The sequence below is a fragment of the Methanospirillum lacunae genome, from assembly GCF_003173355.1.
Classification (GTDB): domain Archaea; phylum Halobacteriota; class Methanomicrobia; order Methanomicrobiales; family Methanospirillaceae; genus Methanospirillum; species Methanospirillum lacunae.
Genome location: NZ_QGMY01000011.1, coordinates 124,278 through 140,789, shown reverse-complemented (window position 1 = coordinate 140,789; position 16,512 = coordinate 124,278). Strand labels below are relative to the sequence as shown.

The 16,512-nt window shown below is 48.6% G+C and carries 10 protein-coding genes; 7 read left to right on the top strand and 3 right to left on the bottom strand.

Features of this window, described 5'->3' with window-relative positions; all coding sequences use genetic code 11:
• The first annotated feature begins 31 nt into the window (after positions 1-31).
• Positions 32-3,682 carry a PKD domain-containing protein gene (locus tag DK846_RS14620; protein WP_181391805.1) on the top strand — a complete coding sequence of 1,217 codons (3,651 nt, stop codon included), beginning with the start codon at positions 32-34 and terminating at the stop codon, positions 3,680-3,682.
• A gap of 190 nt (positions 3,683-3,872) precedes the next feature.
• Positions 3,873-7,964, top strand: coding sequence for a PKD domain-containing protein (locus tag DK846_RS14615; RefSeq protein WP_146201241.1), 4,092 nt, complete (start codon positions 3,873-3,875; stop codon positions 7,962-7,964).
• A gap of 25 nt (positions 7,965-7,989) precedes the next feature.
• On the opposite strand, the gene DK846_RS14610 is transcribed toward DK846_RS14615, so the two are convergent.
• A complete protein-coding gene (locus tag DK846_RS14610) occupies positions 7,990-9,171 on the bottom strand; it encodes an HD domain-containing protein (protein WP_245926570.1) in 1,182 nt (393 codons plus the stop codon).
• Positions 9,172-9,250: 79 nt separating this feature from the next.
• Between DK846_RS14610 and cofD the strand changes: the two genes are divergently transcribed.
• Positions 9,251-10,177 (top strand): 2-phospho-L-lactate transferase, encoded by a 927-nt coding sequence (cofD, locus tag DK846_RS14605; RefSeq protein WP_109969732.1) that lies wholly within the window; start codon positions 9,251-9,253, stop codon positions 10,175-10,177.
• A 54-nt stretch (positions 10,178-10,231) separates the two neighbouring features.
• Here cofD and DK846_RS14600 read toward each other — a convergent pair whose 3' ends face one another.
• Positions 10,232-11,563 (bottom strand): amidohydrolase, encoded by a 1,332-nt coding sequence (locus tag DK846_RS14600; protein ID WP_109969768.1) that lies wholly within the window; start codon positions 11,561-11,563, stop codon positions 10,232-10,234.
• A gap of 120 nt (positions 11,564-11,683) precedes the next feature.
• Between DK846_RS14600 and aspS the strand changes: the two genes are divergently transcribed.
• The 4 genes from aspS to DK846_RS14580 all read left to right on the top strand — a co-directional run bounded on the left by aspS (position 11,684) and on the right by DK846_RS14580 (position 14,843).
• Positions 11,684-12,976 carry an aspartate--tRNA(Asn) ligase gene (gene aspS, locus DK846_RS14595; RefSeq protein WP_109969731.1) on the top strand — a complete coding sequence of 431 codons (1,293 nt, stop codon included), beginning with the start codon at positions 11,684-11,686 and terminating at the stop codon, positions 12,974-12,976.
• A gap of 9 nt (positions 12,977-12,985) precedes the next feature.
• On the top strand, positions 12,986-13,906 hold the full coding sequence (locus DK846_RS14590) for a methionine synthase (protein WP_109969730.1): 921 nt from the start codon (positions 12,986-12,988) through the stop codon (positions 13,904-13,906).
• A 92-nt stretch (positions 13,907-13,998) separates the two neighbouring features.
• On the top strand, positions 13,999-14,544 hold the full coding sequence (locus DK846_RS14585) for a helix-turn-helix transcriptional regulator (RefSeq protein WP_109969729.1): 546 nt from the start codon (positions 13,999-14,001) through the stop codon (positions 14,542-14,544).
• Between the two features lie 2 nt (positions 14,545-14,546).
• On the top strand, positions 14,547-14,843 hold the full coding sequence (locus DK846_RS14580) for a hypothetical protein (RefSeq protein WP_109969728.1): 297 nt from the start codon (positions 14,547-14,549) through the stop codon (positions 14,841-14,843).
• A 1-nt stretch (position 14,844) separates the two neighbouring features.
• Here DK846_RS14580 and DK846_RS14575 read toward each other — a convergent pair whose 3' ends face one another.
• Positions 14,845-16,374 carry a class I adenylate-forming enzyme family protein gene (locus tag DK846_RS14575; protein ID WP_109969727.1) on the bottom strand — a complete coding sequence of 510 codons (1,530 nt, stop codon included), beginning with the start codon at positions 16,372-16,374 and terminating at the stop codon, positions 14,845-14,847.
• Positions 16,375-16,512 lie beyond the last annotated feature (138 nt).

Here is a 16,512-nt window from a genome sequence, read left to right as displayed (position 1 = left end):
TTTCATTTTTCTGTAAAACGGGATGAAAACCATGAAAGTTTTGACAGGTTTTATAGCATTTTTTGCTCTGCTAATACTCTGTGGACCGGTACTGGCAGCAGAGTTTGAACCGGTTGCAACCTTCAGCATTCAGGAAGCTGCCACACAGGTTCCGGGAGCTGAAGAACAACTGACGTTTGATTCGATATTTGACTGGGAACCCAGGCTCGATGAGCGATATCTCACATGGGTCAGTTATAGTGCTGGTCAGGGAAAAGTCTGGTATTATGATACAAAAGATGGCAAACGTGAGACAGTATCAAACGTTGCCTGCGACCAGAATGATCCAGATATTTCAGACGGAAAGATCGTTTGGGATGATACCCGCAGCGGTAACTCTGACATCTATTCTTATGATATTTCTTCAGGTAAGGAAGAAGCAGTATATTCCTCAACAAGCAACAAGTTCCGCCCAGCAATATCAAACGGACTCGTAGCATTTGAAGACTATAATGGTCATGATAACCGGGATATCGGGTTTATTAAAGCAGGTTCAACAGGAAAACCGGTCTATATCGACCAGAACCAGATGGACAAGGCGAACCCCGATGTTGATGGTGACTGGATTGTCTACCAGCAGCTTGACGATGGAAAGGAAGACTGGAATATCTATGCCTACAATGTCAAGACCGAGCAACTTGTTCAGGTAACCCGGGATCCTGCAACCCAACAGAAACCACGGATATCCGGAGACCTTGTTGTCTGGGAAGACAATAGGAGCGGTAAATGGGATATCTTCATGTACAATCTCAAGAAGGATCTCACGACCGCAATCACCTACGATGATGTGGATGACCATGATCCATCTGTATCAGGAAGCAATGTAGTCTGGTCACGGGTTGAGCAGAACGGGACCAGTCACATATACATGGTCAACCTGCAGATACCGGCCACCTATGTGGTGAGCCCGGGTCCGGGGAACCAGATCAAGCCTGATATCTGTGTTGACAAGGTTGCCTGGCAGGATGACAGACTTGGAAACTGGGATGTTTTCCTGTACACATTAAAACCGAACACACCGTTTAGATCATATGAGTTTTACGGACCAGTCACCATCAACTACCTCCCGGCTCCTGTAGGAACAGAGATTCTGGCAAAGGTGAATGGTAAAACAAAGGGTTCCATCACAGTCTCTAAAGAAGGATATTACGGCGGTCAGGATAGTTATAGTGGAAAGTTAACTGTAAACATCGAACAGGCAGATATCGGGAAGACTATTACATTCTGGGCTGATGGAGTTCAGGGAACACCCACTATTCCAATAAATGCAGGTGGCACTACTCAGGAACTGACTCTTAACTTTGCCAATGCAAAACCCCAGGCAGACCTCTGTTTCTATGGCTCTGTCTTTGTTGATGGTCAGGCAGCAGAAAAAGGGACAACAATAACTGCCAGGATCGACGATGTCATCAGGGGAGAGATTACAACAACCCAGTACGGTATGTATGGCGGTGCCGGGGACCAGGATCCTGCACTAAAGATCCCAATCACAGAGAATGATCTCGGCAAACACGTATCATTCTGGCAGGGAGATTACAAGTCTGCAGAGACCTTCCAGATCACGAGTGGCGGAAGATTCAAACAGGATCTGAGTTTCACAAAGGCAAACCCACTCTCACCGTATGAATTTTACGGATATGTTCAGTTTGACGGGAAATCAGCTCCCGCAGGGACACCTATTGAGGCCAGAATCGATTCAGTTCCGGTTACCACCTATGTCACAAGGTACGCAGGTTCATACGGAGGACCGGGCGAGACTCCAGAGGATGCCCGTCTCATAGTTCCGATCAAAGAGGCTGATGTTGGAAAAACCATCTCATTTTGGACCGGAACACAGCGGGCACCTGAAACACAGGTGATTGCACGATCCGGTGAGAGGATTGTGAGAAAGGATCTCGACTTCTCCTCGGCACCATCCGGAATAATTGCAGACTTTTCTGCTAACCCGACATCAGGAGCAGCTCCGCTGACAGTGAAGTTCACAGATCTTTCAGCTGGAAATCCGACTATGTGGATATGGGACTTTGGAGACGGACCAATTCCAATGGATGCAAATGATTCAAATGTGTCATGTGCAAGTGGAAACTGTAACACCATAGCAAACCCAACCCACACATACCGGGCTTCCGGTACTTACACCGTAACCCTCACGGCAAGCAACCGGCAGAGTTCAGATACCAAGGTAAAGACAGGATTCATCACCGTAGGAACCACACCGTCCTTTAAGGCTGACTTCACTGCAAGCCCGACATCAGGACCTGCTCCACTCACAGTCCAGTTCACTGACCTGACAACCGGAAACCCAACCATGTGGAACTGGGACTTCGGGGACGGGCCTATTCCAATGGATACAAGTGGTGCAAATGTGTCATGTGCCAGCGGAAACTGCAACTCAATTGCAAACCCGAAACACACATATGCCCACGACGGGGTCTACACAGTAACACTCAGAGCATCTAACCAGTACGGTAATTCAGATACTCAGGTTAAACAAGCCTACATCACGGTAAGCAACACTCCGGTTCCCGGATTTAAGGCTGACTTCACTGCAAGCCCGACATCAGGACCTGCTCCACTCACAGTCCAGTTCACAGACCTGACAACCGGAAACCCAACCATGTGGAACTGGGACTTTGGAGACGGGCCTATTCCAATGGATGCAAGTGGTGCAAATGTGTCATGTGCCAGCGGAAACTGCAACTCAATTGCAAACCCGAAACACACATACACCCGCGACGGGGTCTACACAGTAACACTCAGAGCATCTAACCAGTATGGTAACTCAGATACACAGGTTAAACAGGGTTACATCACAGTAAGTAGTATCCCGGGCCCTGTGTTCAATGCTGACTTTACTGCAGCTCCAACTTCAGGAGCAGCTCCACTTACTGTTCAATTTACAGACAAGAGTGTGGGTAGCCCAACTATGTGGGTTTGGAACTTTGGAGACGGGCCAATCCCGATGGATGCAAGTGGTACGAATGTATCCTGTGCCAGTGGAAACTGCAACTCTATAGCAAACCCAAGACACACATACACTAAAAACGGAGCTTACACAGTCACCCTGACTGCAAGTAATGCCCAGAATTCTGATACTGAGACAAAAGTTAACTACATTAATGTGCAGAATATTCCAACCTCTGATTCAATTCCAATATCAGCTGGCTGGAACTTCATTTCAGTGCCGAAGAAACTTGTTGCAGGAAAGGATACAGCAGCAATATTCGGACATATAGAAGTTGACGGGCACAGCATATTCCAGTATGACTCAGTCCGGGGACAGTGGCTGACCCTGAACCAGTCAAACCAGATCAAGCCTCTTGAGGCAGTCTGGCTCTATTCCAAGAAGGCTGATTCTGTGCCACTCTCCTTTGATTCTGATCCTCTTCAGATACCACAGACTCGTGAATTGAAGAGAGGATGGAATGCTGTTGGATTTACCGGATTTGAACCCCTTGAGGCAAAGTTCACCCTTCTTTCAGTCCAGGACAAATGGGTTAACTGCCTTGGATTTGACCGGGTCCTTCAGAAGTATAATGAGATGATCATTAAGGGACGCAACGATGATACCAAACTCAACCCATACAATGGGTACTGGCTGTTTATGTCTGAAGATGGTGTCCTCGCTGCCATCTCTGCATAATTTTTGTTTTACAGTACAATTGTCATGGTCTGAACCAGAGACCTGACACGAAAACAAGGTTTATGCATCATCGGGTCAGGAAGTATTTCAAGCCGTTAAAAGGCCCTAACCGTCTGAAGAGGGGTAAGGGATTATTATCGAATGGATACTATTAAGTTCCTGAGAGATGAGGTAGGAGTTACGTGGGTGTTTGAGTGACACCCGTCGGATTGTCTGGTGGTGGGATAGAATGAGATTACTCCATAATATTGCCCTCCTTCTGGTTGCGGTCACGCTTCTGCTGGCCTCACCATGTATAGGAGCGGTGCAGGCTGAAAGCGGGAGTTCAACGACTCCTGATTCTTGCGGACCGATGAATGGCGGTCCATGTATAATTGCTGATTTTATAGGCAGTCCAACGACCGGGGACGCGCCACTGAGAGTTCAGTTCCTTGATGCTTCCAGCGGAAGGCCATCAGCATGGGCATGGGACTTTGGAGATGGCGGGACCGCATCAGCAGTCGCTGATCCGGTTCATACCTATACAAGGCCAGGAAAATACACTGTCAAACAGGTGGCATCCAGTCTGACAAACGGAACTAGTACCAAGGTTCGTGAAGCATACATTATTGTCCGTGATCCGACTCCAATTTCGGCAGACTTCATCGGGCATCCGACAGACGGATATGCTCCGCTTGATGTCCAGTTCTCTGATTGTACTATAGGGAATCCAGACCTCTGGAAATGGGACTTTGGGGATGGTTCCACAAGTAAAATCCAGAACCCGAATCACACATATCAGAGACCAGGGAAATACACAGTTACTCTCAATGCAAGCACTGCCCTTGGAGGAACAAGTACCAAGGTAAAGGAGGATTATATCACAGTTGAAGGACTCTGTAACATCAGTGCAGATTTCAGTTATACTCCGTCCACAGGAATTGCTCCATTGACTGTGCAGTTCACAGATCTCTCGTCAGGAAACCCAACCATGTGGGCATGGGACTTTGGGGATGGATCATCCGATATGGTAGCCAGCCCGAGCCATACCTTCACAAAACCCGGTACATATACTGTTCGTCTTGCTGCATCAAGCCAGAGTTGTGGTGAAGGAGTAAAGGAAAAGACAATTACTGTAAATCCATGTTCCATAAAGGCTGATTTCGTGGGTACTCCAAACAGTGGTACCGCACCGCTCACTGTGCAGTTCACTGACAAGTCTATCGGGAACCCGACCATGTGGAAATGGGACTTCGGGGACGGGCCGATTCCAATGGACGCTGATGTATCATGCTCCGGTGGAGGATGTGGAAACATCGCGAACCCGACTCACACATACCTAGAGCCAGGAACATACACCGTTACCCTCACAGCAAGCAACCAGTACGGATGTTCTGACACAATTACAAAGCAGATGTATGTGGTTGTAGTTCCGGCATGCAGCATCAAAGCAGACTTTGTAGCGAGCCCGACCAATGGGTCAGCACCATTAACAGTCCAGTTCACTGACAAGTCAACCGGGAACCCAACCATGTGGAAGTGGGACTTCGGAGATGGGCCGATCCCCATGGACGCTGATGTCTCGTGCTCAGGCGGAGCATGTGATAACATTGCAAACCCAACTCACACATATCGTGAGCCGGGAACATACACCGTTACCCTGACTGCAAGCAACCAGCAGGGATGCACAGATACAATATCCAAGAGTCAGTTTGTTGTTGTAGTTCCGGCATGCAGCATCAAAGCAGACTTTGTAGCGAGCCCAACCAACGGGTCAGCACCTCTCACTGTCCAGTTCACTGATAAGTCAACAGGAAACCCAACAATGTGGAACTGGGACTTCGGAGACGGACCAATACCCATGAACGCTGATGTCTCGTGCTCAGGTGGAGCATGTGATAACATTGCAAACCCAACTCACACATATCGTGAGCCGGGAACATACACCGTTACCCTGACTGCAAGCAACCAGCAGGGATGCACAGACACCATCTCAAAACAGTCATTTGTGGTTGTAGTTCCGGCATGCAGCATCAAAGCAGACTTTGTAGCGAGCCCAACCAACGGGTCAGCACCTCTCACTGTCCAGTTCACTGATAAGTCAACAGGAAACCCAACAATGTGGAACTGGGACTTTGGAGACGGACCAATACCCATGAACGCTGATGTATCATGCTCTGGTGGAGGATGCAATAACATCGCAAATCCGACTCACACATACCTAGAACCGGGAACATACACCGTTACCCTGACTGCAAGCAACCAGCAGGGATGCACAGACACCATCTCAAAACAGTCATTTGTGGTTGTAGTTCCGGCATGCAGCATCAAAGCAGACTTCGTAGCGAGCCCAACCAACGGGTCAGCACCTCTCACTGTCCAGTTCACTGATAAGTCAACCGGGAATCCGACTATGTGGAACTGGGACTTTGGAGACGGACCAATACCCATGAACGCTGATGTCTCGTGCTCTGGTGGAGGATGCAATAACATCGCAAACCCGACTCACACATATCGTGAGCCGGGAACATACACCGTTACCCTGACTGCAAGCAACCAGCAGGGATGCACGGACACCATCTCAAAACAGTCATTTGTGGTTGTAGTTCCGGCATGCAGCATCAAAGCAGACTTTGTGGCAAATCCAACCAACGGGTCAGCACCTCTCACTGTCCAGTTCACTGATAAGTCAACAGGAAACCCAACAATGTGGAACTGGGACTTTGGAGACGGACCAATACCCATGAACGCTGATGTATCATGCTCTGGTGGAGGATGTAGTAACATCGCAAACCCGACTCACACATACCTAGAACCGGGAAAATACACCGTTACCCTGACTGCAAGCAACCAGCAGGGATGCACGGACACCATCTCAAAACAATCATTTGTGGTTGTAGTTCCGGCATGCAGCATCAAAGCAGACTTTGTGGCAAATCCAACCAACGGGTCAGCACCTCTCACTGTCCAGTTCACTGATAAGTCAACAGGAAACCCAACAATGTGGAACTGGGACTTTGGAGACGGACCAATACCCATGAACGCTGATGTATCATGCTCTGGTGGAGGATGTAGTAACATCGCAAACCCGACTCACACATACCTAGAACCGGGAAAATACACCGTTACCCTTACTGCAAGCAACCAGCAGGGATGCACAGATACAATATCCAAGAGTCAGTTTGTTGTTGTAGTTCCGGCATGCAGCATCAAAGCAGACTTTGTAGCAACCCCAACCAACGGGTCAGCACCTCTCACTGTCCAGTTCACTGATAAGTCAACAGGAAACCCAACAATGTGGAACTGGGACTTTGGAGACGGACCAATCCCAATGGATGCTGATGTGTCATGCTCGGGTGGAAGATGCGGAAACATCGCAAACCCGACTCACACATATCGCGAGCCAGGAACATACACCGTTACCCTTACTGCAAGCAACCAGCAGGGATGCACAGATACAATTTCAAAACAGTCATTCGTTGTCGTAGTTCCGGCATGCAGCATTGATACTAACTTCAGCGCCACCCCGGTATCAGGAGAAGCTCCACTGAAAGTTCAGTTTACAGATCTCTCAACAGGGAACCCAACCATGTGGAAGTGGGACTTCGGAGATAAACAAGGTCCAATTCCAATGGATGCAGATGTGTCATGCTCGGGTGGAGGGTGCGATAACATCGCAAATCCAATACACACCTATCTAGATCCAGGGACATACACGGTGACCCTTACTGCAAGCAACCAGCAGGGATGCACAGATACTGAAACCAAGACAGCATTCATCACAGTTGGTAAAAAGCCAACAGAGGTAATACCTCTCTATCCAGGCTGGAACTTTGTGTCAGTTCCGAAGAAACTTGCACCAGGATCTGATACAGCAAGCATTTTCAGTCATGTGGATGTCAAAGGTCACAGTGTATTTCAGTATGATTCAATGAGTCATGCATGGAATATTGTCAACCCGGGAACAATCATCAGACCGCTTGATGCATTCTGGATCTATTCAGGCGGAATCGATAAGATCCCACTGGAATATGATACAAACCCGGTTCAGACCCCGCCAACCAAACAACTGAAGAAAGGATGGAACGGAGTAGGATTTACCGGAGTAACTCCAATTGAGGCGAAGTACACCTTCTTATCAGTACAGAATAGTTGGGTTAACTGTGTCGGATTTGATGGATCATCACAGCGGTATAACACAATGATCATCAAGGGAAGCAACGACAATACCATGCTCGGACCATACAACGGTTACTGGTTGTACATGTCAGCAGATGGAATTCTTGCAGCAAATGCTGCATAATCCCTATTTTTAAATTATTTAAAAATCAGATAAGCCGGTTCTGACGTGTCAGCGGCCTGATGTGAAGTAACTCCCTGGCAGCCATTCTGACTTCATTGATTACAGGTTCGGGTGCATACACACCAACCCGCCACTGGGTACGACGGGTCTCATTTAGGGTTGTTACCAGTGGAGACACCTCCTCTAGAGGCAGAAGATTGTCTCTGTCCTGTACCTGAACCTTTATAGACATATCACGGGGAAAAGCAGGAATGTCCACAAGAACTTCCCGTGGCATTACTCCTGCCTGTTCAGCGATCCGTCCTGCAAGTTCTCGTTCACGTTCATTCGAATCGTTAGCGAGTCTTAAAGAGGCTGATACTTCTTCTTTGCCAAGATAGAGTGAACGTTTAAAAAGACGCCTGTAATAAAGGTCTTCAGCCAGGTGCCTGACATCAGAATACTCAGAACAAAGGAGGGCTTGCATGCATGCGGCATCATCCATCCGTATCATCTTTTCCATGATCCCGGTTGGATCAATTCTACTTTGTTCATAAACCGCAGTCGAAAAGATCTTCTCTGCAATTCTGCTCACATGATGATAATACACTGCAGGCCTCATCAGGGTTCTTGCAATAAGAAGTGATTCAGCAGCCTGCACACCACTCTCATCAAGGACAATCTCCCCATTAGAAAGACGGGTGGCACGGATCAGACGCCCGGAGTCCACTGTCCCATATGGAACACCAGTGTAATGTGCATCACGAAGCAGGTAATCCATCCGATCCACATCAAGATCGCCATGAATGATACTCGCCAGGGGATGTGTTCCCTCTATCATCAGGCAGACTTCGACTGGATCTACATCAATTCGCTCAAGTTCATCATTAAGACTGCTTTTAGTTATCAGATCCCTGACATCTGTGTGTGATCTTCCTAGTGACTCTGATGCAATTCCTTCAATAGCATGAGAAAACGGGCCGTGACCGATATCATGGAGAAGAGCAGCAGTCGTAACAAGCAGATGATCCTCTTTTGCAAGTTCAATCTGCTTTGACATCAGGGATGCAAGATGCATGGCCCCAAGAGAGTGCTCAAACCGCGTATGATGTGCTCCGGGGTAGACCAGAAATGAAAACCCGAGCTGGCGGACATACCGGAGCCGCTGTATTTCCGGTGAATCAACAAGGGGGAGCAGTTCAGGCTCGACCTGGATGTACCCATGCACCGGGTCTTTGATCGCTTTTATAATTCACCGGCCTTTGTCTGTGATGGTATTCGTATGGCAGTTTTAAGTTTCTTCCGGGATGAGTCTATCATGGGAAGATACTATAACTGTAACATTTCTTTCTGGTGGAACGGGGACACCTAAACTTCTACAGGGTGCAAGACTGGCCCTGAACGACAAAGATATCGCTGTCATCGTCAATACGGCAGAAGACCTCTGGTACCAGGGCGGACATATCTCTCCTGATATCGACACGGTGATGTACCTCTTTGCCGGGATTCTCAACACCAAAACCTGGTGGGGAATTGACGGGGATACATTCGTGACACATGAACAGTTCAGGTCCATCGGAGTTGACACATACCTCGCAGTCGGAGACAAAGACAGGGCTGTTGAACTTCTCAGAGGAGAACTGCTCAAGGAAGGGATGACACTTTCGCAGGCAACCTGTGATCTCAGTTCACGGTTGTCAGTTCATGCAACAATCATCCCGATGACAGACCAGGAATACACCACGATGATTGAAACCAAAGACGGGATCATTCATTTTCAGGAGTACTGGGTCAAACACAGGGGAAGTGTGGAAATCAGTAAGGTGCTCAGGGTTCCTGAGAGGAGACCAGATGCCTCCACCGGAGCACTGGAAGCCATGAAGAAGAGCGATCTCATCATCATCGGCCCGAGTAACCCGATAACTAGCATCTCACCAATTCTCGAGTGCAACGGAATTATTGATCTGCTCAAACAAAAACCGGTGGTTGCGGTCAGTCCATTTATCGGCGACAAACCGGTGAGCGGGCCAGCCAGGGATCTCATGGTTGCCCGGGGATTTGAACCGACTTCAGCCGGTGTGTACGCAGCGTATGCAGAATTTGTCGATCTCTTTGTTCAGGATATCCGTGATCCGGTTGATGTACCTGGTGCCATACGATGTGATACCCTGATGACGAGCCCTGACATTTCAAAAGGGATTATTGATCTCATTTTAGATCGGATGCCGGTCTGATGCGTGTCGTGATGTGTGTGTAAAATGGGATCTGGCAGGATAGTGCCTGCACCCTTACGTATTTTGTGCTGCACGGTTCAGAAGACCTGCTGCTGCATCTGCTGCGCCAGAAAGGATTGCGGTTTCTCCCGGGATCTCCTTTTCATACATCAATACCCTGCCATTGCAGAGTACCGTACTGACCTGACATCCTGATGCCGAGTATACCAGGTTCGAAACCGGATTGTGGAGCGGAACCATTGAGGGATGATCTAGTGATACCAGCACGATATCTGCCGCCTGTCCCACTACTATCGATCCGCCAGGTATTCCCAGGGCTTTAGCCCCGCATGAAGTTGCCATGGAAAGGGCTTCTTCAGCAGGAAGGAGAGTATCCTGTTTCCAGAAGAACTTCTGGCCTATTGCGGCGACCTTCATCTCCTCGAAAAGATCCAGGTTGTTGTTTGAGGAGCACCCGTCTGTTGCAAGGGCCACATTTACCCCGGCACTTCGAAGAGAAGGATATGGCATTGCCCGGCCGGTTGCGAGTTTCATATTACTTACCGGATTATGGGCCACATGACATCCTCGTTCTGCAAGGAGCCGGCAGTCTTCATCCTCAAGCCAACAGCCATGAGCAGCGAGAGTTCGCTCTGACAGGCATCCACACTGGTCAAGAAGGACAGCAGGGGTAACCCCATGAGCTTTTTTGCAGTCAATCACCTCCTGCTCGGTCTCACTCAGGTGGATGTGAAGCATGATATCCTCATCCTTACTGTACGACCCACACCACTCAAGATGTTCAGGTGGCACGGTGTATGGGGCGTGGGGCCCAACTGCCGGAGTGATGCGCGGATTGTTCATCCCCCTGATATGGGAGACCAGGTTCTCTGTTGCCTTCACCTCTGACTCGAACTTTTCAGCGAGACCGAAGGTGATGAATCCATGGCAGAGAACCCCACGTATCCCACTTTCATCAACCGCTCGTGCAGCATCTTCCATGAAGAAGTACATGTCATTGAACGCAACGGTTCCACTCCTGATCATCTCAAGGCAGGCAAGCTTTGTTCCCCAATACACATCTTCGCCTGTGAGATGCGCTTCTAGTGGCCAGATCTTCTCAGAAAGCCACTGCTGCAAGTGCATATCATCCGCATATCCCCGAAGCAGGGTCATGGCAGCATGCGTGTGGGCATTTACAAGCCCGGGAATGGCAAGAGTCTTTTCTGCTGATATCTGGTGTTCTGCCTCGCTCCTGCACTTTTTTGATACCCCTTCACCAATATCGCGAATCGTGCCGGTCTCATCAATAAAAATGTCAACATTCCGATCTCCGATCCTGGTTCCGGTGATGAGGATTGAACCCTTATTTGTAAAGAGATCCGGGTCATGTACACACGCACTCATGGTTCTCATTAGTACCTCGCTGGCATGAACGCATAAGGGCTTTGTATCATCCCCTGTCTCTGCGGGTCAGGATCGGCACCAAAGGTTTTGGCCCTGTATGTGCAAGTACTAGGGTTGCATATGCGAGTCCCTATCAATACCATCACTCCTGAGTCAACCTCAGCAGATATTACCGGATGGGCACACGAGATCCGTGATCTCGGAGGCCTTGCTTTTCTCCTCCTCAGAGACCGGACCGGAATCATCCAGGTCACTGTACCTAAGAAGAAGGCTACACCTCAGGTTGTTGAGGCACTCAAGGACATCTCCCGTGAGTCAGTAGTCAGGGTCACCGGAACCGTCAAACCGGAAGGAAAGGCTCCTGGTGGCCGTGAGGTTATTCCTGACGCTATCGAGGTTGTCAGTAAGGCTGCAACCCCGCTCCCGCTCGATGTTGCCGAGAAGGTTCCTGCAGAACTAGACACCAGGCTTGATAACCGGTTCCTTGATGCACGCAGGCCCCGTGTGAGCGCAGTCTTCAAGATCCGCAGTGCTGTCCAGCACGCAACCCGAAATTTCCTCTTTGACAATGATTTTATCGAGATAACAACCTCCAAGATTGTTGCTGCAGCAACCGAGGGAGGCACTGAACTCTTCCCAATCGCATATTTTGAGAAAGAGGCGTTTCTCAACCAAAGCCCGCAACTCTATAAACAAATGATGATGGCTGCAGGATTTGAGAAGGTCTACGAGATCGGACCGATATTCAGGGCAGAAGAGCACAATACAACCAAGCACCTGAATGAGGCAACCTCAATAGATGTCGAGGTTTCGTTTGCCACCCATGAAGATGTTATGCAGGTGCTCGAAGACCTTGTGCGTTCTGTTTACTCTTTCGTGGACAAGAACTGCAGTACTGCGATTGCTGATCTTGAAATAGACTCATTCGCTGTTCCTGAGAAGAACTTCCCCCGGCTTTCGTATACTGATGCCATCGAGATCGCAAGCAGGGGAATGAATGATCCGATCAAGTTCGGCGATGATATCGGCACCGCTGCGGAGAAGGTCATCGGCGAAGAGATGGGGCGTCATTACTTCATTGTAGACTGGCCCAGTTCAATCAGACCATATTACGCAATGCCATACGAGAACGAACCCGAGATCTGTAAGGCATTTGATATGATGCACCCCAGAATGGAACTCTCAAGTGGAGCACAACGTGTTCACCAGCATGATCTCCTCGTCACGCAGATCACAAAGAAAGGTCTGAATCCAGATAACTTTGAATTCTACTTAAGCCCATTCAAGTATGGTATGCCTCCGCATGCCGGGTGGGGTCTTGGTGCAGACCGGCTGGTTGCAACGATGCTTGGACTGCAGAATGTCAGAGAAGCAGTACTGTTCCCACGTGACCGCCACCGTGTGGTTCCCTGAAAACCTATCATGAAACCTTTCATCCCAGGTCAGATCCTCCCGACAACAGTAGTCGGAAGTTATCCTGCCGAGCCACGGCGGACCTTAAGGAGCCTGCTGGATCCATTCCACGAAGCAGCCTGCCAGGCTGTTGATGCACAGATATCAGCAGGAATTACAATAATTTCTGACGGACAGGTGAGAGGAGACATGATTGGAACGTTTGCATCCGAGCTCCCCGGGATCAGGGGAAAGGATGTGATCGGAAAGGTGATGCCATCCGGACATCCGATAACAGTCAAAGATACCAGGTACGCCAGAACCCGGCATCCATACGTTAAAGGGATCGTAACCGGTCCTTCCACCCTTTCTTACGGGCTCCATCTTGACACGCCGAATTACCGGACCCGTGATGAACTGGTACCGGATATCGCTGAAGCCCTTGCTGTAGAAGCGCGCTCCCTCGGGGAGGTCGGGATCACAATGCTCCAGATAGATGAGCCAATCTTCTCAACCGGGGTAGCAGACCTGGACATTGGAAGAAATGCAATTGAGAGAATCACCACGCAGGTTTCAGTCCCGGTCTGTCTCCATGTGTGTGGTCCGCTCTCCCGGATCATCGATGAGTATGTCAGGATGCCGGTTCAGGTGCTTGACTTTGAAGGGAGCGTTGACCCTGATAACCTCTCATCTCTTTCATCCCGTGATCTTTGCGCAAAGTATATCGGGTTTGGCTGCGTGGATTCATCATCGGCAAAACTGGAAGACGTAGAAACCGTCATTAAGAGGATAAGGACAGGAGTCGAGTTGCTTGGAGCAGAACGGCTCATTATAGACCCAGACTGCGGACTCAGGATGTTGCCGCAGGATGTGGCATATGCCAAACTTTCGCGGCTCTGTGAAGCAGCAGCACTAGTACGATCTGAAACAGGCGTTGATAACCACCAGTGAGAAGAAGAATTATCACTCGTCACTACCCTTGTTTGAAAAGACTGATGTTATCCCATGAGTAACGTCTGAGTACAGGAGATATCGGTGGAGTTATGCATATCCCAGGTCTGAACGGTCAGCAAGTTCTAGCAGCAGCAGTACTAATATCAGCAGTATTCTTTCTCGGGGTGAAACTCCTGAATCCTACTCCTCTCGTTATCTGGAGTACAGGAACCGACTTTGTTATTCAGACTGAACATATCGGTGATATATACACAATAACCGATGTTGCTATCATCATCTGTGCATCCCTGGTGGTCTGCGCGAGTGCATTAACTCTGCTCTTTTACGATCAGATTCATATTGTCACTTCTTCACAGCCAGTCCAGACAAAAGCACCAGAACCAGAAGTTCCATTACCATCTCCTCTTGAGGAACGACGGCGTAAATGGGAGGCAGTACTTCCCACATTGAAAGAGGACCAGCAGCTCATCTACCAGAGTATTCTGGATGCCGATGGGCTCATTCCCCAAAGCGATATCGTAGAGAAGACCGGACTATCCAAATCAAATGTTAGTAGAACGCTCGATATCCTCGAAAGTATGGGTCTGATCGAGAGACGAAGAAGAGGAATGGGGAATATCATTCTCCTGAAGTAACCATGAGAATTGAACCCGGAAGGGTGGCAATTGTAACTGCCCTGGTAATATGCGGTCTCTTGATGGCCGGTATTGGGAATTATATCATGGATTCCCATCAGCCAATTCGCCAGGAGAGCCAGCTTCTGGAGAACTTTCTTATCATGCAGTCAATGGCAGGAAAGAACACGACTCCTTCAAACCTGACATATGTAATGGGGAGCACAGGCCTCGTTGTCAGTTTCAATGATCTCCTGACAGATAGTGGTGTCAGGGTTCACCGGACACCAAAAACTACGAAATTAACTAATACCAGTTGAATCAGGTTAGACAGTACTGTTCACGAAGCTGCCTGCGGAGCAGCTTCCAGCCCCCAACCCGGGGAAGACTCTCAACAATAACTGTCTTTCGAGGAATTTTGTACCCCGCGAGATGTTCCCTGGCGAAAGCCACCAGACTCTCATGGGTGACTGTGTGTCCGTTCTTTGGAACAACCGCTGCTGCCGGGATTTCCCCTTTTTCTTCATCAGGGCAGCCAAAAATTGCAATATCTGCGATATCAGGATGAAGAATCAGAGAATTTTCAACCTCGGTAGGATAGATCTTCCAGCCTGACATGATGATCATATCCTTTTTACGGTCAGTTATAACCAGCATCCCGTTCTTGTCAATATATCCTATATCCCCGGTGAGGAACCAGCCGTCAGAAAGAAAAACTGCTGCAGTCTCCTCCGGCTTCTGCCAGTATCCAAGTGCTACAGCCGGACCACGAATTGCAATCTCACCTGCTTTTGTATCAGGAAGAGTGACCGCAGGATCATCCTCATTTACCACCCGAATTTCAGTATATCCCACAGGGGTTCCCACACTGTTATATTCATCAGCTTCAGGATAATGTTCAGGTCTGATAACCGTACCTGAACCAACAACTATTGTTTCAGATAAACCGTAAGCATTGATGATGGGGATGTTAAACCTCTGGTGAAATGCCCTCCAGGTTGGTGAGTGCATTGGTCCTCCACCGCTGATTATCCTCCTCACAGTAGCAATTTTTTTATCTGTTTCCCGGGAAGTCTCCATGATACTGTGGATAACAGGGGGCATGGCAGAAAGAACTGTAACCTTATACTCCTCCACAAGATTCAGATATCTCTCTAACTGGAACCGTTCAAGGATAACCCATGTCCCACCCTGTTTCAAAGCAGAGATTCCCCAGCTGATCCCAACATGACCCATCGGGTAAATACCCAGGTAAATATCACTTGAAGTAAGTTCGAGTGCATCACGTTCCGCCTCCAGTGCTGCCATCCATCCTCCTTGGGTAAGCATGGCACCTTTCGGCCTCCCGGTAGTCCCGGATGTGTACTGAATCTGAGACAGATCATCAGGATGACATGGATGAGGATACTGAAGAGGAGAAGAATGCAGAATATTATCGAGGGAATTCTCACCACTAATTCCGGCTATAATTATTTCAGGGATCTTAAGGACTCGGGCTAATTTTTCAACCATCTCCCTTCCACTACTGTCGGTGATTACTGCCCGGGCACCAGAATCTTCTATGACGTACCGGAGTTCCTCCTCACGATACACAATATTTGCAGGAACTGCTATTGCCCCAATCCTCCAGAGAGCAAAGTATGAGATCAAGTAATCAGTAGAACTATCCAGAAAAAGAACAACACGATCACCATGTGATAATCCGATTCCTTTCATTCCCCCCGCTGCTCTGAGAACTGCATCATGCAATTCTCTCCAGGAGTAGGTGATATTTCGTGACGGATGAATAAGTGCTATTTTATCAGGATGTTCCCGGACACGGATATCCAGAAAAGAAGTGATATTGAACATATCAGACCATACATAGTTGTACCTTGATGATTAAAGGAGTCATCCATTGTAGTTTGGATAATATTTTCATACTCCGATCTTGAGAATATATATTCTGAAACATGGTACATGTATACTTCAGTCGAATTACAGGATGAA